At 58.2% G+C, this 20,040-nt stretch carries 19 protein-coding genes; 4 read left to right on the forward strand and 15 right to left on the reverse strand.

The window, feature by feature from the left end; translation table 11 throughout:
- Positions 1-161: 161 nt before the first annotated feature.
- The 4 genes from tkt to ACFFIY_RS02465 all read right to left on the reverse strand — a co-directional run bounded on the left by tkt (position 162) and on the right by ACFFIY_RS02465 (position 3,666).
- Positions 162-2,165, reverse strand: a complete 2,004-nt coding sequence (tkt, locus tag ACFFIY_RS02450; RefSeq protein ID WP_354198494.1) for a transketolase — start codon at positions 2,163-2,165, stop codon at positions 162-164.
- A gap of 87 nt (positions 2,166-2,252) precedes the next feature.
- Complete coding sequence (locus ACFFIY_RS02455; RefSeq protein WP_354198492.1) at positions 2,253-2,486, reverse strand: DUF896 domain-containing protein; 234 nt, start codon at positions 2,484-2,486, stop codon at positions 2,253-2,255.
- 206 nt (positions 2,487-2,692) lie between these two features.
- A complete protein-coding gene (locus ACFFIY_RS02460) occupies positions 2,693-3,361 on the reverse strand; it encodes a YneB family resolvase-like protein (protein ID WP_354198490.1) in 669 nt (222 codons plus the stop codon).
- Positions 3,358-3,666: a hypothetical protein gene (locus ACFFIY_RS02465; protein ID WP_354198488.1), complete on the reverse strand. Its 309-nt coding sequence runs from the start codon at positions 3,664-3,666 to the stop codon at positions 3,358-3,360. The genes ACFFIY_RS02460 and ACFFIY_RS02465 overlap by 4 nt, the downstream gene beginning before the upstream one ends.
- 168 nt (positions 3,667-3,834) lie before the next feature.
- Here ACFFIY_RS02465 and lexA point away from each other — a divergent pair, with 168 nt between their 5' ends.
- On the forward strand, positions 3,835-4,455 hold the full coding sequence (gene lexA / locus ACFFIY_RS02470) for a transcriptional repressor LexA (RefSeq protein ID WP_354198486.1): 621 nt from the start codon (positions 3,835-3,837) through the stop codon (positions 4,453-4,455).
- 180 nt (positions 4,456-4,635) lie between these two features.
- Here lexA and glnA read toward each other — a convergent pair whose 3' ends face one another.
- Positions 4,636-5,970: a type I glutamate--ammonia ligase gene (gene glnA / locus ACFFIY_RS02475; protein ID WP_354198484.1), complete on the reverse strand. Its 1,335-nt coding sequence runs from the start codon at positions 5,968-5,970 to the stop codon at positions 4,636-4,638.
- A 16-nt stretch (positions 5,971-5,986) separates the two neighbouring features.
- Positions 5,987-7,267, reverse strand: coding sequence for a methionine gamma-lyase family protein (locus ACFFIY_RS02480; RefSeq protein ID WP_354198482.1), 1,281 nt, complete (start codon positions 7,265-7,267; stop codon positions 5,987-5,989).
- Positions 7,268-7,403: 136 nt separating this feature from the next.
- Between ACFFIY_RS02480 and ACFFIY_RS02485 the strand changes: the two genes are divergently transcribed.
- Positions 7,404-8,006: a trimeric intracellular cation channel family protein gene (locus ACFFIY_RS02485; protein WP_354198480.1), complete on the forward strand. Its 603-nt coding sequence runs from the start codon at positions 7,404-7,406 to the stop codon at positions 8,004-8,006.
- A 65-nt stretch (positions 8,007-8,071) separates the two neighbouring features.
- On the opposite strand, the gene hfq is transcribed toward ACFFIY_RS02485, so the two are convergent.
- The 7 genes from hfq to mutS are packed head-to-tail and all read right to left on the reverse strand — an operon-like array spanning position 8,072 to position 17,939.
- On the reverse strand, positions 8,072-8,311 hold the full coding sequence (gene hfq, locus ACFFIY_RS02490; protein ID WP_354198478.1) for an RNA chaperone Hfq: 240 nt from the start codon (positions 8,309-8,311) through the stop codon (positions 8,072-8,074).
- A gap of 47 nt (positions 8,312-8,358) precedes the next feature.
- Entirely contained in the window at positions 8,359-9,303 is a 945-nt protein-coding gene (gene miaA / locus ACFFIY_RS02495) for a tRNA (adenosine(37)-N6)-dimethylallyltransferase MiaA (RefSeq protein ID WP_354198476.1), read from the reverse strand.
- Positions 9,300-10,223: an alpha/beta fold hydrolase gene (locus ACFFIY_RS02500; RefSeq protein WP_376837167.1), complete on the reverse strand. Its 924-nt coding sequence runs from the start codon at positions 10,221-10,223 to the stop codon at positions 9,300-9,302. The genes miaA and ACFFIY_RS02500 overlap by 4 nt, the downstream gene beginning before the upstream one ends.
- Before the next feature lie 7 nt (positions 10,224-10,230).
- Positions 10,231-11,862 (reverse strand): glycerol-3-phosphate dehydrogenase/oxidase, encoded by a 1,632-nt coding sequence (locus tag ACFFIY_RS02505; protein ID WP_354198472.1) that lies wholly within the window; start codon positions 11,860-11,862, stop codon positions 10,231-10,233.
- A 47-nt stretch (positions 11,863-11,909) separates the two neighbouring features.
- Complete coding sequence (glpK, locus tag ACFFIY_RS02510; protein WP_354198470.1) at positions 11,910-13,400, reverse strand: glycerol kinase GlpK; 1,491 nt, start codon at positions 13,398-13,400, stop codon at positions 11,910-11,912.
- An 18-nt stretch (positions 13,401-13,418) separates the two neighbouring features.
- Positions 13,419-15,362 carry a DNA mismatch repair endonuclease MutL gene (gene mutL, locus ACFFIY_RS02515; RefSeq protein WP_354198468.1) on the reverse strand — a complete coding sequence of 648 codons (1,944 nt, stop codon included), beginning with the start codon at positions 15,360-15,362 and terminating at the stop codon, positions 13,419-13,421.
- Between the two features lie 3 nt (positions 15,363-15,365).
- Positions 15,366-17,939 carry a DNA mismatch repair protein MutS gene (mutS, locus tag ACFFIY_RS02520; RefSeq protein ID WP_354198466.1) on the reverse strand — a complete coding sequence of 858 codons (2,574 nt, stop codon included), beginning with the start codon at positions 17,937-17,939 and terminating at the stop codon, positions 15,366-15,368.
- A gap of 16 nt (positions 17,940-17,955) precedes the next feature.
- Here mutS and ACFFIY_RS02525 point away from each other — a divergent pair, with 16 nt between their 5' ends.
- Positions 17,956-18,159 (forward strand): hypothetical protein, encoded by a 204-nt coding sequence (locus ACFFIY_RS02525; protein WP_354198464.1) that lies wholly within the window; start codon positions 17,956-17,958, stop codon positions 18,157-18,159.
- A 27-nt stretch (positions 18,160-18,186) separates the two neighbouring features.
- Complete coding sequence (locus ACFFIY_RS02530; protein ID WP_376837169.1) at positions 18,187-18,510, forward strand: hypothetical protein; 324 nt, start codon at positions 18,187-18,189, stop codon at positions 18,508-18,510.
- A gap of 149 nt (positions 18,511-18,659) precedes the next feature.
- Here ACFFIY_RS02530 and cotE read toward each other — a convergent pair whose 3' ends face one another.
- Positions 18,660-19,220: an outer spore coat protein CotE gene (cotE, locus tag ACFFIY_RS02535; protein WP_376837171.1), complete on the reverse strand. Its 561-nt coding sequence runs from the start codon at positions 19,218-19,220 to the stop codon at positions 18,660-18,662.
- Between the two features lie 220 nt (positions 19,221-19,440).
- A complete protein-coding gene (locus ACFFIY_RS02540) occupies positions 19,441-19,872 on the reverse strand; it encodes a YlbF/YmcA family competence regulator (protein ID WP_354199140.1) in 432 nt (143 codons plus the stop codon).
- Between the last annotated feature and the right edge of the window lie 168 nt (positions 19,873-20,040).

A 20,040-nucleotide genomic window follows, 5' to 3' on the forward strand; every position in this document is an offset into this window, starting at 1 on the left:
GCAGGATGCAGAGCGAAGCCTGCTTCGCGGCGCATCATGACTTATGACCCCGAGGGTCTGGCCCGCGCAGCTGGATGAACCAAAAGCGGAGGACGTGTAATTACAAAAACTCCGAAGAGGACAATGTCCTCTCCGGAGCACCGGTGGCTTGATGGGTTGGGTCAGCCGAGCAGCTTCTTGAAGCGGGCTGCGACGTTTTCAGGAGTGAATCCGTATTCGCTGATGACGGTGTTGCCCGGTGCGCTGGCGCCGAATGTGTCGATGGCCAGGACGTCGCCCTCGCCGCCTGCATACTTGTGCCAGCCGAACGAAGCGCCCATTTCGATGGCCAGGCGTTTCTTGACGGCAGAAGGCAGGACTTTCTCTTTGTACGCGTCCTCCTGCTGCTCAAAGCGATCCCAGGAAGGCATGGACACAACATTCACGCGGATTCCGTCTGCGGCGAGCCGTTTTTGGGCTTCCACCGCTAGCGCGACTTCGGACCCGGTTGCCAGAAGCAGTCCGTCCGGCTCTCCGCCTTCCGCAGCGGAGACGACATACGCCCCCTTCGAAACGCCTTCGGATGCCAGTTCCGCAGTATGCTCGAGCACCGGCAGGTTTTGCCGGGACAGGACGAGGACCGTCGGAACGGATTCCGAAGACACGGCCAGCTTCCAGGCCGCTGCGGTTTCATTGCCGTCTGCCGGGCGGATGACCGACAGATGCGGCATGGCACGAAGCGATGCGAGATGCTCCACGGGCTCATGGGTCGGTCCGTCTTCGCCGACCGCAATGCTGTCGTGCGTAAAGACATAGGTGACCGGCACGCCCATGAGTGCGGACAGCCGGATCGCCGGGCGGACATAGTCGCTGAATACGAAGAAGGTTCCGCCGAACACGTTCAGGCCGCCGTGGAGCGCCATGCCGTTGAGTGCCGCGCCCATTGCAAACTCTCGGACGCCGAACCAGATATTGCGGCCCGCGTAATCGTGCGGCAGGAAGTCCGCCGATCCTTTGATCGCCGTTTTATTTGAACCTGCAAGGTCGGCACTTCCGCCAAAGAGCGACGGCACGGATTTTGCGAGGGCATTGATGGCATCTCCGGATGCGCTGCGCGTGGCGACCGATTTTCCGGTTTCATACACGGGCAGCCCACTGTCGAATCCTTCCGGCAGGCGCCCCTCGATCGCATCGGTGAGCTGCTTCGCCTCTTGCGGATAAGCTTTGCGGTAAGCCTCCAGCTGCTCGTTCCACGCCTGTTCAGGACCTTCGCCCTGACGTTTCGCGGCGTCGCGGAATGTTTCATACACTTCATCCGGGACATGGAAGTCTTCTTCGAATGTCCAGTTATAATATTCCTTGACGAGCTTCATTTCATCTTCGCCGAGCGGGGCGCCGTGCACGTCCGCTTTGCCGGACTTATTCGGCGAGCCGTATCCGATGATCGTCTTCACCTCGATGATTGTCGGGCCGCCTTTGTTGCCTTTCGCTTCGGCAATTGCATTTGAAACGGATTCCACGTCGTTTCCGTCATCCACGCGGAGGTAGTTCCAACCGTAGGATTCAAAGCGCTTTTTCACGTTTTCGGAAAAGCTCATGCCGAGTTCGCCGTCAAGCGTGATGTCGTTGCTGTCATAGAGGACAATCAGTTTGTCGAGCTGCAGGTGACCTGCAAGGGAAATGGCCTCGTTGGCGACACCTTCCATCAGATCGCCGTCACCGCAGAGCGCGAATGTATGGTGATCCACGATGTCGTGGCCCGGCTTGTTGTAGGTTGCAGCCAGGTGCCGCTCTGCCATCGCCATGCCGACTGCCATCCCGATTCCCTGTCCGAGCGGGCCCGTCGTGGCTTCCACGCCTGCCGTGTGGCCGTATTCCGGGTGGCCCGGTGTCTTGGATCCCCACTGGCGGAAGTTCTTGATCTCCTCAAGCGGCAGGTCGTAGCCGCCCAGGTGGAGCAGGCTGTACAACAGCATCGAGCCGTGGCCTGCAGACAAGACAAAGCGGTCCCTGTTGAACCACTTTGGATTGGCGGGATTGTGATGAAGATGTTTCGTCCAGAGGGTATAAGCCATCGGTGCGGCACCCATCGGAAGACCAGGGTGGCCGGAGTTGGCTTTTTCGATCGCATCGATGGACAGCGTGCGAATCGTGGTGATTGCTAGAGCATCTGCGTTTGTCGGCATTTTCGACATCCTTTCACGTACGATTGATACTGCCTCTTTAGTTTAGTCGAGGAAAGGATTCTTTACAACCTGCCTTCAAACAGCCGGTCAGTTCGGGTATTTTCCTTTCTTTGCTTCCTTCACTTTTTCTGGTGTCACGTCTTTGCCCTCCGGGTCGATGACAGTGACATTTTCGATGGTGTCTTTCATCGATGACCGGAACACGTCCAGGTATTCCTTGCGGAGTGCGGACTGTTCCTTCGCTTCTTCCATCGATAGTCCGATGGTCTTTTTCTTGTTGGCCAATTCATTGATGCGTGCGATTTTTTCTTGTGATAGCATGGTCAATCTCCTTTCGGGTTTCGAAGTGCCGGGAAGAAACAACCGATCTCCCCGCGCTTGCGTGTTCTTTATTCTATACCCGGACATCTCGCACCGAACCGTGTCAGCAGCGGGTGCTCTCCGGACGAAAAGACGGCCGCCTTATAATGGCGACCGGGCACCGGGCTATGCATTTAAGCCTAAGAAAAAAGAGGAGCCGGCGCAACTCATTCGCTCGGCTCCCCATTTTCAATATATTCCCTGAAGCGGCGGTGCACCGTCGCCTTGCTGACATCATGGCCCAGCCCTCTCAACGTGGAGGCAATTTCCTCAAACGTCAGCCCTTTGTCGCGCAGGCTCACAATCTCGGCGAGCGGAACGTCAATCCGCTCCCTTCCTTCCGGATTCCCTTTCTTTTTCAGGTTCCTCTCCGGCCGGTAGCCTTTTTCCACGGCCCTTCTCATGCCCCGCTTGATCTTTGCATTGTGCATCTTGCGCTGGTACTCTTCGACGATGGCCAGGATTTCCAGCAGCATCGTGTCCATTTCATTGAGGGCGACCGGCCCCTTGTCGGTCAGTGTAAAAGTGGAGGCGCCGGCCTTGCTCAGCAGATGTAAAACGGCGACCCTGGCATTTCCTCTGCCAAGGCGTGTCTCATCCTGAACCAGTACGGCTTTCGTTCCGTTTTCCCTGACGTGGTCAATCAGGTCCAGCAGTCCGTCACGGTCCATGTCGTAGCCGCTGTGGCGGTCAAGGAACACCCCGCCGACCGGGAATCCCAGCTCATCGGCAAAGGCAAGAAGTTCCTCTTCCTGGCGCTCAAGCGACAAGTCCTGCGTTTCTTTTTCGGTGCTCACCCGGCAGTAGAGCACGCATGTGTCCTCTCCCCGCTTCATTTGTCTCCACCGGCCAGGAGGATATCGTCTGAGTAGGCCGGCGTAGCCGGAACGATGATTGTCTCGCCGGCCAGCAAAGTTGTGTCGGGCTTGCCGTTGAGCCGGAGGACTTCCTCCACCCAGCGGTCTGCAGGCAGTGAAGTGTCAGTCTGTGCGTGCAGCGACAGCAGGGAATCCCCCTGGGCGACCGTCACTTCCTGCGTGCCTGCCCCCTGCTCTTCTGCACCGTCGGGCATGGCGAACGCCAGGATCACTGCCAGTAAAATGAAAGAAAACGAGAATGAATGGTTGCGGATAAAGTCCATGGTTGAGCCTCCTGATCTGTTTTTCGAATGCATGTTCGTATGATAGCCCCATCATAATGCGAACAGGTGTTTTTGTCAACTCCAATCCTCGAACCTATGTTTGCATTTCATTGAGACGGCTGATATACTGGAAACAAGTAGAATCGAGCCAAAGAAGAGGTGAATGGATTGAAAAAGATGTCCAAGAGGCAGGAGGCGATCCTGACCTTCATCAAAGAGGAAGTCAGGACAAAGGGCTATCCGCCGTCCGTCAGGGAAATCGGAGAAGCCGTCGGCCTTGCCTCCAGTTCCACCGTGCACGGACACCTCGCACGACTGGAAAACAAGGGACTCATCCGCCGGGATCCGACGAAACCGCGTGCCATCGAGGTCTTGGAGCTCGACGGCGGCAACATCGAGAAACCGCATGTCGTCCAGGTGCCGATCGTCGGTAAAGTCACTGCCGGCCTGCCGATCACGGCGGTCGAGAACATCGAAGAGTATTTCCCGCTGCCCGAATCATACGGCGGTGCAGAGGACCAGTTGTTCATGCTGGAGATCATGGGAGAGTCCATGATCGAGGCGGGCATCCTCAACGGTGACTATGTGGTGGTCAGGCAGCAAAGCACGGCCAACAACGGGGAAATCGTTGTCGCCATGACTGAAGAGGACGAAGCGACCGTCAAGCGCTTCTTCAAGGAAGCCGGACATTTCCGGCTGCAGCCGGAAAATTCTTCGATGGAGCCGATTGTCGTCGAGAATGTCTCCATTCTCGGCAAAGTCATTGGCGTCTATCGGCATATCCAGTGATCACCCGCGGGTGTCCGGAGGTCCTATGCGGCTGTTCCGGACACCCATTTCTATGCGTTCTCTCACAGAGATATGAAAATTTCGTTCCACGCATGGCCGGCCCGCCCGCCGATTCCGCTTTTGCGCACACGAAAAAACCGGCGGAAGCATGTATTGCTTCCGCCGGTTTTCTTGTGCTTTTTAATACATTTTCATATACTGTTCCCGCTCCCATGGATGGACGGTCGTGCGGAACATGTTCCATTCCGCTTCTTTCGTATCCATGAAGTTTTTATAGATATGGTTGCCGAGCGCCCGTTTGATGACTTCGTCCTTCTCGAGCTGGTCGAGGGCTTCCTTCAGGCTTGCGGGCAGGTCCTCGATGCCCATGCTGCGTCTTTCCCGGAGACTCATCTCATAGATGTTCTCGTCGACCGATTCCGGCGGCTCCATGCTTCCGCGGATCCCTTCGAGCCCGGCTCCAAGCAGGACGGCCATCGCCAGGTAAGGATTCGCCGACGGATCGACGGACCGGACCTCGATCCGCGTGCTGAGCCCGCGTGATGTCGGGATGCGGATGAGGGGGCTCCGGTTTGTACCTGACCACGCCACATACACCGGCGCCTCATAGCCGGGAACGAGCCGTTTGTAGGAGTTCACCGTCGGATTGGTGATGGCGGTGAATCCGTGGGCATGCTGAAGGAGCCCCGCCATGAACTGGTAGGCCTCCCCGCTCAGGCCCTCTTCGCCTTCCGGGTCTTCAAAGACATTCTTTCCTTCCTTGAACAGGGACATGTTGCAGTGCATGCCGGATCCCGCCACGCCGAACAGCGGTTTCGGCATGAATGTCGCATGCAGTCCGTGTTTCCGCGCAATCGTCTTGACGACGAGCTTGAACGTCTGGATATTGTCGCATGCCCGGATGGCGTCCGCATACTTAAAGTCGATCTCATGCTGTCCGGGGGCATTTTCATGGTGGGATGCCTCGATTTCAAAGCCGAGAGACTCGAGTTCAAGGACGATGTCGCGACGGCAGTTTTCACCGAGGTCTGTCGGCGCCAGGTCAAAGTATCCGCCGTAGTCGTTCAGTTCCAGGCTCGGCTCACCGTCCATGCCGAGCTTGAACAGGAAGAATTCCGGCTCGGGGCCGATGTTGAAATGCGTGTAGCCAAGGTCTTCCATTTCTTTGAGCACCCGCTTCAGATTGCTTCTCGGGTCTCCTTCAAACGGCTCCCCGTCCGCACGGTGGACGTCGCAGATGAGCCGTGCCACGCTTCCGGATCCGGTGTCCCACTGGAACACCGTCCAAGTGTCCAGGTCCGGCACAAGATACATATCCGACTCTTCGATGCGCACAAAGCCTTCGATCGACGAGCCGTCGAACATCATTTTGTTGTCGAGCGCCTTGTCGATCTGGGACACCGGGATTTCCACATTTTTCACCGTGCCGAGAATGTCGGTGAACTGCAGCCGGATAAAGTTGACGTTGCGCTCCTGTATGTCACTCTTGATATCTTCCTTTGTAATGTTTTTCACGTTACCATCCTTTCAATTAGTCAAGCAGGCCTTCGCTCTCCAGGGAGGCGAGGGCGTTCATAATGGCAATCCGGACGTGCTCATAAGTCAGCCCGCCCTGGATGTAGGCCGTGTACGGCGGCCGGATCGGTCCGTCCGCAGTCAGTTCGATGCTCGAGCCCTGGACGAATGTTCCGGCTGCCATGATGACATCGTCTTCATAACCGGGCATGTAAGAAGGAACCGGGGCAAAATGGGCATTGACCGGGGAATTGGACTGGATTTCCCTGCAGAAGCGAATCATCTGATCGGCGTTCCCGAACGAAACCGACTGGATCAGATCCGTGCGGTCCGCCGAGTAATGGGGAGACGTCTCCATGCCCGCAGCCTCCAGCATCGCCGATGTGAAAATGGCCCCTTTCACGGCCTGCGCCGTCACGTGGGGCGCCAGGAAGAACCCCTGGTACATGTCCGGCAAGGTTCCGAGGGATGCACCTGCCTCTGCTCCTATACCCGGAGAAGTCATCCGGTAAGCGCATTTCTCGATCAGTTCAGCCCGGCCGGCAAGATAGCCGCCCGTTTTGGCAAGCCCGCCGCCCGGGTTCTTGATGAGCGAGCCGGCCATCAGGTCGACACCCGCCTCGGTCGGTTCCCTTTCTTCGACGAATTCACCGTAGCAGTTGTCCGTGAAAATGACGGCCTCCGGCTTGATCTTGCGGATTTCCTTCACCATTTCACCGATTTGGCCGACGGTGAAGCTCGGGCGCAGCGAATAGCCCTTTGAGCGCTGAATGGCAATCATCTTCGTCTTTTCACCGACCGCCCCGCGGACTGCCTCAAAATCGACGGTGCCGTCCGCGTTGAGGTCCAGATGGCGGTAGGAAATACCGAAGTCCTTCAGGGATCCCGTGTCCTGCCCCTTTGGTCCCGAAACGATCGAGGCAAGTGTGTCGTACGGCTGACCGGTGATATAAAGCAGTTCATCGCCCGGACGGAGAATGCCGAACAGCGCAATGGAAATTGCGTGCGTCCCCGAAATGATCTGGTTCCGGACGAGCGCCGCCTCCGCGCCGAATGCGGCTGCATAAACCCGTTCCAGCACGTCGCGGCCTTCGTCGTCGTATCCATAGCCTGTCGAAGGATTCATGTGATGGTCCGATACGCGGTTATCGCGGAATGCGGCAAGCACTTTTGCCTGGTTGAAAAGGGCCGTTTCATCGGTTTTTTTCAGTAAGGGGGCAATTTTGCCTTCCGATTCTTCGAGCCACTGTCCGATCCGTCCGCCGGCAGCCGGCAGTGTGTTCAAAAATGAATTCATCGTTACGTCTCCTCTGGTTGCAAAGATTCCCCTTCAGTATAACACGCGCCGCGGCCCTGTTCCGGGACCTTGCATAACCAGGCTTCTTTGATACACTTTTGTAGAACGGCCGGCGGCGGATTGGGAGGAATGTAAATTGGCCTGGGAAGTACTGAGCATGATCGGCACGGTCGCATTTGCGGTTTCGGGTGCCGTCATTGCCATGGAAGAGGAATACGATCTCTTTGGTGTTTATATGCTGGGCGTTGTGACTGCGTTCGGCGGAGGGGCATTCCGAAACGTGCTCATCGGCGTTCCGGTTTCCGCCCTATGGGAACAGGAGATGCTGTTCCGGATCGCCCTCGTGTCGATTACGGTCATTTTCCTGTTTCCGAACCGGCTCATCCGGCACTGGTCCAGATGGGGCACTTCATTTGACGCCGTCGGGCTCGCCGCCTTTGCCGTGCAGGGGGCGATGATGGCGGTACAGCTCGGCCTCGGCATGTCTGCGACGATTGTGGCTGCCGTCCTGACGGGAGCCGGAGGCGGCATGATCCGCGATCTTCTCGCGGGCAGGCGGCCGCTCGTCCTCAGGAAGGAAATCTATGCGGTTTGGGCCGCGATTGCCGGGATTGCGGTCACACTCGGTGCAGGGATGGCCGACTGGGGGCTTTACCTGGTCGCAGCGACAGTGGCGGTGCTCCGTATTTTCTCGGCCCGCTTCGGATGGCGGTTGCCCGTCCGCAAGCTCGTTTCCTGATTGCCGGCCCCCGGTCTAACACAATAAAAAGCCTCCGGATGAGCGGCCGCTCCCGGAGGCTTTTCTTATTCTTCGTTCTTCGTTTCGGGCGGTGCCAGGTTGATGGGACGCGACGGGACGAACGTCGAGATGGCGTGCTTGTAGATCAGCTGCTGTTTGCCGTCCGAGTCAAGCAGGACGGTGAAGTTGTCGTAGGACTTGATCTGTCCCTTCAGCTGGAATCCGTTTGTCAGGAAGACGGTGATGAACACACCGTTTTTGCGCAGTTGGTTCAGGAACGTGTCCTGGATATTGACCGGCTTCATTGCATACTCCTCCGCTCTCTCTTTTTGATGGATCACTCCGTTATTAATTACATTCGGCTCCCATCATCGAATTCCTTCAATAATTTCAGAATTTCCGTCAAATTGTTTTCAGTGCCCGAACCCGCGTCCAGCCAGTGGACGTCCAGCTTGTTCCGGAAGTAGGTGAGCTGGCGCTTTGCATAGCGGCGCGTGTTCCGTTTGGCCAGTTCCACGGCTTCTTCCATCCCGGTTTCCCCGGCCAGCGCAGCGGCAATCTCACGGTAGCCGATCGCTTTCATCGCCTGGCTGTCCACCAGTCCCGCAGCGGCAAGCCGTTCCACTTCTCCGGTGAATCCGCTGTCCATCATGAGGTCAAATCTTTCGTTGATCCGCTCGTACAGTTTCTCCCGGTCCATATCGAGCCCCGCGAGAAGATGGCGGAAGACCGGGCGCTGATTTCCCTCGTCCTCCAGTTCGGCACGCGGCCTGCCGGTCACCCCGACAATATCGAGTGCACGGAGCACCCGTCTCGTGTTGTTCGGGTGCACGGCGCGGGCCGCTTCCGGATCAAGCCGCGCCAATTCCCGGTGGAGTGCTTCCGGCCCTTCCCGCTCCAGCAGCATCTCCATCTTGCGGCGAAAATCAGGATCGGTGCGGCTTTCCGTGAAGCGGAAATCATAAAGGACCGCCTGAACATACAGCCCGGTTCCCCCGACAAGGATCGGCAGCCTTCCGCGTCCGCTGATTTCCCGGATCTTTTCCCGTACCCGCTGCTGGTAATCAAACACCGAAAAACTTTCCGACGGGTCCAATATGTCAAACAGATGATGCGGGATGCCGCGCATTTCCTCTGCCGTTATCTTGGCCGTGCCGATATCAAGGCCCCGGTAAACCTGAAGCGCGTCACCGTTGATGACTTCCCCGCCGGTTTCTTCGGCAAGCCGGACGCTCAGTGCCGTTTTTCCCGAAGCGGTCGGGCCGACAATCGCCACCACCTCGGGCCAGCGGTTCATTTGCCTCCCCATTTCCGGATCCATTCCAGCACGAAGCGGACGACGGCGTCTCTGTGGCGGGAATGCAGGATCTCGTGGCGTCCCCCTTCCAGCAGCAGGACGGTCACTCGTTCTGCGCCGTTTTTCTCCATCTGCCGGGCCGCCTTGAAAACCCCCGTTCCCTCTTCGCCGACGGGGTCCGACGAACCCGAAATCATCAGCACCGGAAGGGAAGCCGGCATCTTGCGGATTTCCCGGTCGCGGTGGATCAGGTCGAGGCCGTCGAACAGATCCGAAAAGAATCCGGTGGTCGAGACGAATCCGCAATCTTCATCATCCATGTAGGCACGGACTGCCTCTTCATCCTCAGAGAGCCAGGCGAACGGAGACCCTTCGTCGCTGAACTTGCTGTTGTAGCTGCCGAATGTGAGGGAGTTCAGAAGCTGGTTCGGCTCTTTTTCCGCCCCGGCTGCCGAATAAGCGGCAGCGACGGTACGCCCCGCCGAAAGAAGAGGGCCCGGATGCGCACCGGTACCCATGAAGATCGCCCGGTCCAGGCCGCTTCCGTAGCGCTGGGCGTATCTCCTGGCGACGAACGATCCCATGCTGTGGCCGAACAAAGTGAAATCCGGAGAAGGATGTGTTGCCCGGAGGAAGGAGATGACTTCGTAGGCGTCCCTTACAACCCGTTCAAAGCCGTCCTTCTCTGCAAAATACCCCCGGATGCCGTTCATCCGGCATGTCTCTCCGTGGCCCCGGTGATCGTGTCCGCTGACGATGTACCCCGCATCCCTGAGCCGCTTTGCAAACCCTTCGTATCTGCCGATATGCTCCGCCATCCCGTGAAGCAAATGGATGTGGCCGTTTGGAGTGCCGGCGGGCTCCAGCACAAAGGCACTGATCATCTGCCCGTCCGTCATATGAATCGTCATTCTGTCCATTGCCTCATCACCTTTCCCGTCCTGCCGTTTCGCCGAGCAGGCGCCTGAGTTCTTCCTTCCCTCCGCGCCGCTCCGCCGAAGGGCCGAGCAGCCGCTTCATATAAGCGGCCGCCTGAGGACCGACCGCCCTCGCCTTCTCCACGTCAAAGAACAGCCATCCGCTTCTCCTCACGAGAAAGTCTGCGGGCACGGCGGCCATCTCTTGATGGACCGAGTAAAGGATCCGGCCACGGTCCGCAGCGCTCAGCCCGTCCCCGGCACCTGCGGCATGGGCAAACTTGAACACCGCATCCGCGTTTGTTCCGTAAAATGCGGCGATTTCCCTGCCCTCTTCCCTGCTGAGCCCGTAAAGCTCGGCTTCATTGGTCTTCCCTTCAATGAAATTGGGCAGGTCAACGGGACTGGCAAAGTCGCCGCCCGACAGCGGCAGGTGCTTTGTCACGCAAGGCCCCCATTTTTCACCTGAAGACCGGTCCGCAATGCGGTCGACGACGTGTTCGGCCATCTTGCGGTAACCCGTCAGTTTTCCGCCCGCAATGGTCAGAAGTCCGCTGTCGGATTCCCAGATCTCATCTTTCCTCGAAATTTCGGAAGGGTCTTTCCCTTCCTGGTGGATGAGCGGCCGCACACCGGCCCAAGCTGACTCGACGTCTCCCCGCTGCAGCCGCGTCCCCGGGAATATCCAGTCGGCGGCCTCCAGAAGGTAGCGGATATCTTCTTCTGACGCCTTGACATCTGCGGGATTGCCTTCATAGAACGTGTCGGTCGTTCCGACATAAGCCTTCCGTCCCCTCGGAATGGCAAAGAGCATTCGTCCGTCCGGACCGTCAAAGTAAATTGCCTGACGGAGCGGGAACCGGGACTTGTCGATGACGATATGGGCGCCCTTGGACAGTTTGAGGTGCTTGTTGTTTCCTTTTCCGTCCATCTTCCTCACTTCATCGACCCAGGGTCCGGCCGCATTGACGATATGCTCCGCATCGGCCCTGAACACAGTGCCGTCCAGTCCGTCGCGGATGACGGCGCCCGCAATCTTTCCGCCTTCATGGACAAACCTTTCCGCTTTGCAGTAATTAAGACAGACGGCTCCTTTTTCGGCTGCTTTTTTCAAAGTCTCCAGAGTAAGCCGGGCGTCGTCCGTCCGGTATTCCACATAATTGCCGCCTCCAAGCAGTCCATCCTGTTTAAGCAGCGGCTCGAGTTCAAGCGTCTCTTCCGGAGACAGCATCGTCCGGCGCTCATCCTTTTCCACTCCGGCGAGCAAATCGTACACCGTCAAGCCTGCCGACGTCATGAGCGGTCCAAATGTCCCGCCTTTGTAAAATGGCAGCAGCATGCGCTCCGGCTCCGTGACATGAGGCGCATTCTCATAGACAATTTTCCGTTCGCGGCCGGTTTCCGCCACAATCTTGAGCTCCATCTGCTTGAGGTAGCGCAGGCCGCCGTGGATAAGCTTCGTGGACCGGCTGGACGTGCCTTCTGCAAAGTCCTGCATCTCGACGAGCAGAACCGACATGCCCCTCGTCACCGCGTCCAGCGCAATGCCCGCGCCGGTGACCCCTCCGCCGATCACAAGAACATCAAAACGAAATCCGGCCGCATGCTGCTTCATCTTCGGCCTCAATAGAGTAGAAAACATCTGATCGCCTCCCTCTCTTTTTGAACAGAAGCGGTTTTACACATCCGTCACTTGAACGCCCTCGCCGCTTCCACCGCCCGTTTCCAGCCGCCGTACAGCCTGTCGCGCTGCGGCCCTTCCATTTTCGGGCTGAACACTTCCCTGCTGCGCCACATATCGGCAATTTCATCGCAGTCCTGCCAAAAACCGGTGGAAAGGCCGGCCAGATAGGCCGCGCCGAGAGCGGTCGTTTCATTGAACTCAGACAGTTCGACGGTGCTCTGGAGAATGTCCGCCTGAAATTGCATGAGAAACGAGTTGGCGACCGCACCGCCATCAACACGGAGATTTTCCACCGATAAATCCGAATCGCTCTCCATCGCATCGAGGACATCCTTCGTCTGGTAGGCGAGAGATTCAAGCGTCGCCCGCACGAAATGCTCCTTGTCGGTGCCACGGGTCAGGCCGAACACCGCCCCTCGGACTTCAGAGTCCCAGTAGGGGGTGCCGAGCCCGACAAATGCAGGTACCACATACACCCCCTCCGTGGAATCCACACGCCGGGCGTAGTCTTCGCTGTCGCCGGCCGATTTCAGCATCCGGAGTCCGTCGCGGAGCCACTGGACCGCGGATCCGGCGACGAACACGCTGCCTTCAAGTGCATACTTGACCCCGTCGCCGATGTCCCAGGCGATCGTTGTGAGCAGTCCGTGTTTTGAGGAAACCGGCGCATCGCCCGTATTCATCAGCATGAAACAGCCCGTTCCGTAAGTATTTTTGGCCATCCCTTTTTCAAAGCAGGCCTGTCCGAACAAAGCCGCCTGCTGGTCGCCGGCAGCTCCAGCGATCGGGATCTTTTCTCCGAAGAAGACGGTCGGCGAAGTCTCCGCATAAATTTGGGAAGATGGCCGCACTTCCGGAAGCATATCCTCCGGCACACCGAGAATTGTGCAGAGTTCGGAGTCCCACTTCAGTTCGTGGATGTTGTACATGAGTGTGCGTGATGCGTTCGATACATCCGTCACATGCACGGCCCCGCCGGACAGCTTCCAGATGAGAAAGCTGTCGATCGTTCCAAACAGGAGATCTCCGTTTTCGGCCCGGGCCCGTGCACCTTCCATACGGTCCAGGATCCATTTCACTTTCGTCCCGGAGAAATAGGGATCGAGCACAAGCCCGGTTTTTTCGCGGAACAGGGCTTCACGGCCGTCCTCTTTCAGTGCGTCAATGATCGGCTGCGTCTGACGGGACTGCCAGACAATCGCCCGGTACACCGGGCGTCCCGTCTTTTTGTTCCAGACAACCGTCGTCTCCCGCTGATTCGTGATGCCGATGCCGGCAATCTGTTTTTCGCTGACGCCGCTCTCGCTGAGCACGGCCGCAATGCAGGACAGGACCGAGCCCCAAATTTCGTTTGCGTCATGCTCCACCCATCCAGGCTGCGGAAAGTATTGCTTGAACTCCTGCTGGGCACTGTGAACTTTGCGGCCTTCCCGGTCGAACAAGATGGCCCGGGAACTTGTCGTCCCCTGATCGATCGACAGGATATAAGTATCCATCCGCTTCTCTCCTTTCCTCTACATCACCCGCTTGAACATCTTCTCGATTTCATATGTGGAAAAATGAATGATGACCGGTCGGCCGTGAGGACAAGTGTAGGGGCTCTCAGCCCGGCCGAGGTCGGTCAGCAGGCGCTCCATATCGGTCCTGGTAAGGAAATGGTTCGCCTTGATCGAGCGCTTGCAGCTCATCATGATCGCCGTCTCTTCAAGCAGCCTGCCGATGTCTGTCCGGCGCTCAGCAAGCGCCTGGTCGACGAGCGCCTCGATGATATCCTCTTCGGCGCCGGCCGGGAACCATGACGGGTGCTCTCGGACGACGAACGCATTGTGGCCAAATTCCTCCAGCTCAATGCCTGCTTTTGCGAGGACGCCCTGCACTTCGCGGATCCGCTCCATATCGTCGGGAGGATAGTGGAACGTCATCGGAATCATGAGTGCCTGACGCTCGCCGGGATCCACATTCTTCACTTTTTCCCGGAAAAACTCATACTTGATCCTTTCCTGCGCCGCGTGCTGGTCGATCATATAAAATCCGTCCGGGCTTTGGGCGACGATGTAAGTCCCGTGAATCTGACCGACGACTTCCAGTTCCTCAAACGGCACTTTCCTCGGGTTTTCCGGCAAGCCGGGCGCCGGTTCCTCCTTGACCGCAGCCGGCTCATCAAACGGCTTCGGATAAGGCGGGCTTTCCGGAACGATGCGGTCCGGCAGTCCGCCGGCTTGCTCGACGGCGGACTGAGAAAAATCCAAGGCCGTGCCTGAATCATTTTCCGGATATGAGCCGCCTTCCGATTGAGGGTGTCCGCCGCCGATCCGCTCTGCCGTCTTTTCCGGCAGCATGTACGGGGCCGGGGATCCGGAATTCCAGCCGGCCGGCGGCGAGGGGCGGAGATCTTCCCCGGCGCTCCTCCAAAGAACCGTCTGCTCCGATTTCGGCCGGGGCTCTTTAGGTGGCTTGGCGGCAGGAGCACCGAGCGCACCCGCGACGGCCTGCCGCACCGAGTCGCGGATAAGCCCACACAATTCGCCCTCCTTGCTCAGACGGATCTGCTGCTTGGCCGGATGGACATTCACGTCGGTGAGATACGGGTCGCCCTCGATCGAGATGACCGCAATCGGAAATCGTCCGATCGGCAGGTAGGTGTGATACGCGTCGATCACGGCTTTCGTCACCGTGAAGCTTTTGACCCACCTGCCGTTGACGAGCACGGTCATATAGTTTTTCGAGGCTCTTGTGATATCCGGGACGGCACAGTATCCGCATACCCTGTAGTCTGCCGACTCGCCGTCAAATCGGAGCATTTTCCTGGCGGTGCCGGCCCCGTATATGTCCGAAATGACTTTCAGCAGGCCACCGCTGCCCGATGTCCTCAGATGTTCCTGTCCGTTGTGTAGCAGCCGGAAAGCGATTCCCGGGTGGCTGAGCGCCATCCGGTTCATGTAGTCGATCGAATGGCCAAGCTCTGTCTGGAGCGTCTTCAAGTATTTGAGGCGTGCCGGCGTGTTGTAAAACAGCTGGGACACCGTAATGTCGGTCCCCTTGCGCGAAGGGGCTCCCTCCTGCTCGATGAGCCGGCTGCCTTCGACCCGTACGCGGATGCCGGCTGCTTCGCCGTCTGATGTGGTCATTTCGACTTTTGCGACAGCCGCAATACTGGCAAGTGCCTCGCCTCGGAAGCCGAGCGTCCGGATCCTGAACAAATCATGCTCATTGCCGATTTTGCTCGTTGCATGTCTCGAGAAGGAAAGCACAGCATCGCCGCCGTCCATGCCCCTGCCGTTGTCCGTCACGCGGATCGCCTTCAGCCCGGCTTCCTCCAGCCGGACTTCGATCGAGGTCGCTTCTGCATCAATCGCATTTTCGACCAGTTCCTTGACGACGGAAGCCGGCCGCTCCACCACTTCTCCCGCCGCGATTTTATTGGAAAGCGGTTCGTCCATCAGGATGATTTGGCCCATTTTTTATCTCCCTTCCCGTCTGATCTTCTCCTGCAGTTCATGCAGCCACTGGAATGCATCCATCGGCGTCATGCGAAGAAGGTCTAGGCCCTTGATTTCCTCGGCGAGCTTCGCATGTCCGGTTTGTTCTTGCTCCCCTTCAACCACTTCACCGAAGAGGGAAAGCTGATCACTTTCAGGACTGTCCGGTCTGCCGCCCGCAGCCGAGGAAGATTCAAATTCTCTAAGAAGCCCTTCCGCCCGGCGGATGACCGTTTCCGGGAGACCCGCCAGCTCGGCCACGTGGATGCCGTAGCTTTTGTCTGCAGGGCCTTCCTTCACCTTGTGCAGGAAGATGACGTGTCCGCTCTGCTCGGCTGCCGATACATGAACGTTCCTCAGCCTTCCGAGCTTTTCGGACAATCCGGTCAGTTCATGGTAGTGGGTCGAAAACAGGGTGTTTGCACCGATTTCTTCATGGATGAACTCCATCATTGCCTGTGCGAGCGCCATTCCGTCATACGTTGAAGTCCCCCTGCCGATTTCATCGAACAACAGCAGGCTGTCGGCGGTCGCATGGGCAAGCGCATGCCGGGATTCCATCATTTCCACCATGAATGTGCTTTGCCCGCCGGCCAGGTCGTCCGCCGCGCCGATGCGTGTGAAGATCTGGTCGGTGACCGGCAATTCGGCGGAATCTGCCGGCACGTAGCAGCCGATCTGCGCCATGATCACGGTCAGGGCCACCTGGCGCATGTATGTACTTTTTCCGGACATGTTCGGACCCGTGATGAGGAGCATGTTCGCCGAGTCATCCAGCACGCAGTCGTTCGGGACATAGGTTCCGTCATCCAGCATTTTCTCTACGACCGGATGGCGTCCGTTCCTGATGACAATCGACCGGCCGTCATGGAATTCCGGCCGGACATAGCGGTAGCGTTCAGCCACTTCCGCAAATCCCGCCAGCACATCAAGTGAACTCAGCCGGTCGGCAAGGTCCTGGATTTCGCGGATATGGGCTTTGACCCGCTCCCGCACTTCGTTGAACAGTTCCGTTTCGAGGATCAGCGCCTCCTCTTCCGCATTGAGGATGAGGGCTTCCTTTTCCTTCAGTTCGGGCGTGATATAGCGTTCCGCATTCGCAAGCGTCTGCTTGCGCTCGTACCGGCCGGTGTCCACAAGGTGGACATTCGACTTCGTCACTTCCAGATAGTAACCGAATACCCGGTTGTAGCCGATCTTAAGCGACTTGATGCCGGTCAGCCGCCTCTCCTCCGCTTCAAGCGCAGCAATCCAGTCCTTGCCGTTGCGGGAAGCGTCCCTGAGCTCGTCCAGCCGCCGGTTGAAGCCGGACCGGATCACGCCGCCCTCCTTGTTGCTGATCGGGGGCTCGTCTGTAATCGCCGCCTCCAGCATACCGAGCGCCTCGGTACATGGATCAATCTCACCGGCAAACGCCGCCAGCCGGGTGGTCCCGCTGTTCTGCAGCGCAGTCCGGATCGGCGCCGCCTGCGCAAGCGACCGTCGCAGCTGGGCCAGGTCGCGTCCCGTCGCATTGCCGAACGCCACTTTCCCGGCAAGCCGTTCCATGTCATAGACACCCTTGAGCAGATCCCGGACTTCCCCACGGGCGAAAAATGCTTCCATGAATTCCCCGACGGTGTCCGTCCTGTTGAGGATTGCATCCCTGCCGGCAAGCGGCTCGTGGATCCATTGGCGCAGCTTCCTGCCGCCCATTGCAGTGACGGTTTCGTCCAGCAGCCAGTAAAGGGAGCCTTTTTCTCCTCCACCCCGTATGGATTGCACAAGCTCCAGGTTCCGCCTCGAGTTCGGATCGATCGAGAGTACGGCGCGGCGCTCCCGATAATCGATCGGGCGGATATGGCCGAGCGACCGTTTCTGTGTCCGTTCCAAATATCGGAGCAGCCGGGCCGCCGCGGGCAGGATTGCGGGCGGGCATTGTCCGGCCAATTCCCCGCCGCCGTCCGGAAAACTCTCTTCTTCCTCCACCGACAAAAGGATGTTCCGCGAACGGGCCAGGTCATGCAACGAAAGATACAGCTCGTCGGGCACCACGATTTCGCGGATCTTCAGCGACTCCGCCTCGGAGATCAATGATTTCTCATCATGGCCCGCAAGCGTGGCAACGCCTTCGCCGGTCGACAGGTCGATCCGGACAAGGGCATATTCCCCCGCTTCCGTACGTCCGGCTGATCCGATGAACACATTGGACTTTTCGCCCACCGACCGGCCTTCCGTCAAGGTTCCGGGCGTGATGAGCTGAATGACCTCCCGTTTGACGATTCCCTTGGCAAGCGCCGGGTCTTCCGTCTGCTCGCAGATCGCCACCTTGTAACCTTTGCGGACAAGGGTCTCGATGTAGGAAGACGCCGAGTGGAACGGAACTCCGCACATCGGAATCCGGCCCGCCTGTCCCCCCTCCCTCGAAGTCAGGGTGATTTCCAGCAGCTGCGCTGCCTTCAGGGCATCGTCAAAGAACATTTCATAAAAATCGCCCAGCCTGAAGAACAGAAAAGCGTCCTTGTACTCTTCTTTGATCTCCATATATTGCCGCATCATCGGTGTCAATCCCGCCATGTCCCACAACTCCCGTATGTCTAAATTATTCACCTCAATTATAACACTCAAAAGCGAAGCGGGCCGGTATGCCGCGACCGGCACAAGACGGACGGCGCAGCGAAGCCCGCTTCGCGGAGGCGGACGGCTTGTGACCCGAGCGGCAGGCCCGCGCAGCTGGACGATCAAAAGCGAAGCGGGCCGGTATGCCGCGACCGGCACAAGACGGACGGCGCAGTGAAGCCCGCTTCGCGGAGGCGGACGGCTTGTGACCCGAGCGGCAGGCCCGCGCAGCTGGACGATCAAAAGCGAAGCGGGCCGTTCTGCCGCGACCGGCACAAGATGGACGGCGCAGCGAAGCCTGCTTCGCGGAGGCGGACGGCTTGTGACCCGAGCGGCAGGCCCGCGCAGCTGGACGATCAAAAGCGGAGCGGGCCGTTCTGCCGCGACCGGCACAAGATGGACGGCGCAGCGAAGCCTGCTTCGCGGAGGCGGACGGCTTGTGACCCGAGCGGCAGGCCCGCGCAGCTGGACGATCAAAAGCGAAGCGGGCCGGTATGCCGCGACCGGCACAAGACGGACGGCGCAGTGAAGCCCGCTTCGCGGAGGCGGGCGGCTTGTGACCCGAGCGGCAGGCTGTTGAGGGCAACGCAAAAGGCAGAGGTCTGCCGGTCCCCCGAAAGGGCCGTCAGTCTCTGCCTTTTGCCGAATGGATGAACAATGCCGGATTGCCGCGCGGGGCTAGAGTGAACTGGAGTCCTTGCTGCCTTCTCCGCCCGGGTGCGACTTTTTGCCGTGCCCTCCCGTGGATGAGGAAGAGCTCTCCTCACCGAAATGCCATTCCTCCTCAAAATCATGAGGATGTACCTGGATGCAGACTTTCGTTTCCCCGACCACTTCGGCAAGAAGTTCCCGCTCAACCGAGACACTGAATTTCTCACCGCATTTCGTGATGACTGCTTCTGTGCAATTCGGCTGCTGGATCACTTTAACGTAAACCTCTTCATGGCCGCCCGTGCTTCCGTCCCGGTAATGGAGCCGGATGCGGTCACGGTAATGAATCGTTTCCGTATAGACGGATGTCTTCGAGTGGTCGTGGTGAGAGTACCAGACGTTGATATCGTACTTGCCCGTCACCTCGACGTACTTTCCGTTTTTCTTGGCCTGATGATGGTGATTGATGATCCAGCATCCGAGAATGCCCGACGGTTTGTTCGGCGGGCAAAGCACTTCAGTCGACTCCGACCGTTTCTTCCCTTTGGCGACAACCGCTTTCGTGACGATCTGCCGTAAGTTTTTCAGGGTCAACCCTCCTCATTCACTTCAGTCCATCTTATGCATCAAACGCCCGGATAGTGAAAAAAACGCCCATCTTTCTTCCGGTTCCGGTGCTGTCCATTCAATCATATGAATCCGCAACGAGGATGATGAATGCGGGCTCGGCCAAACTGGCCGATGCAGAAAAAAAACAGGGATCCGGACATGTTTGTCCGAAACCCTGCGGATTCGCGGTGAAGCTGGATTAATTCAGTTTGCCCGGTGCATTTCTCACCTGGGATCCGGTTTCGCCCCGGAGAAGATCTCCGCCGGTCTCTTCGATGATGCGGTTCGTGACATCGTTGGCAATCGTGTTGGAGACGAGCTGGAGAAGCTGGTTGACATCCACCTGGCTCTGCTTGAATTCACGGACGATTGGCATGTTGTCCAGCTCTTCTTCGATTTGGCTGATCTTGCCTTCAACGAGCTGCTGTGCGCGCTCCTTCCCGTATTGCTGGAAATTGACCGCCTGCTTTTGAAGGCTCTTCAGGCTCGCGATTTTTTCGCGGACACTCTTGTTGTCGTTGATCTGCTCTTCCGCCCGCTTGAAGAACTCCACTTCTTCAGTCGCGCTGATCATTTCGGCGAGTTCTTTCGCCTTTTCGATGATATCGTGTTTCGTGTATGTCTTTTCCATGGTTGATCCACCTTTTCAGCCGCAGCCCCTGAACGTCACACAGGCGGCAATCGGTTTTGTCCCGTGTTACGGGTTTTCTCCCATTATACTGAACCGGACGGCCGCCGCACAAGGAAAGCGGCAGATTGTCGTGGCATTGCCACAAACTGCGTGCTTCCCGCACGGACC

This window comes from Bhargavaea ullalensis (assembly GCF_042432615.1).
Lineage (GTDB): Bacteria > Bacillota > Bacilli > Bacillales_A > Planococcaceae > Bhargavaea > Bhargavaea ullalensis.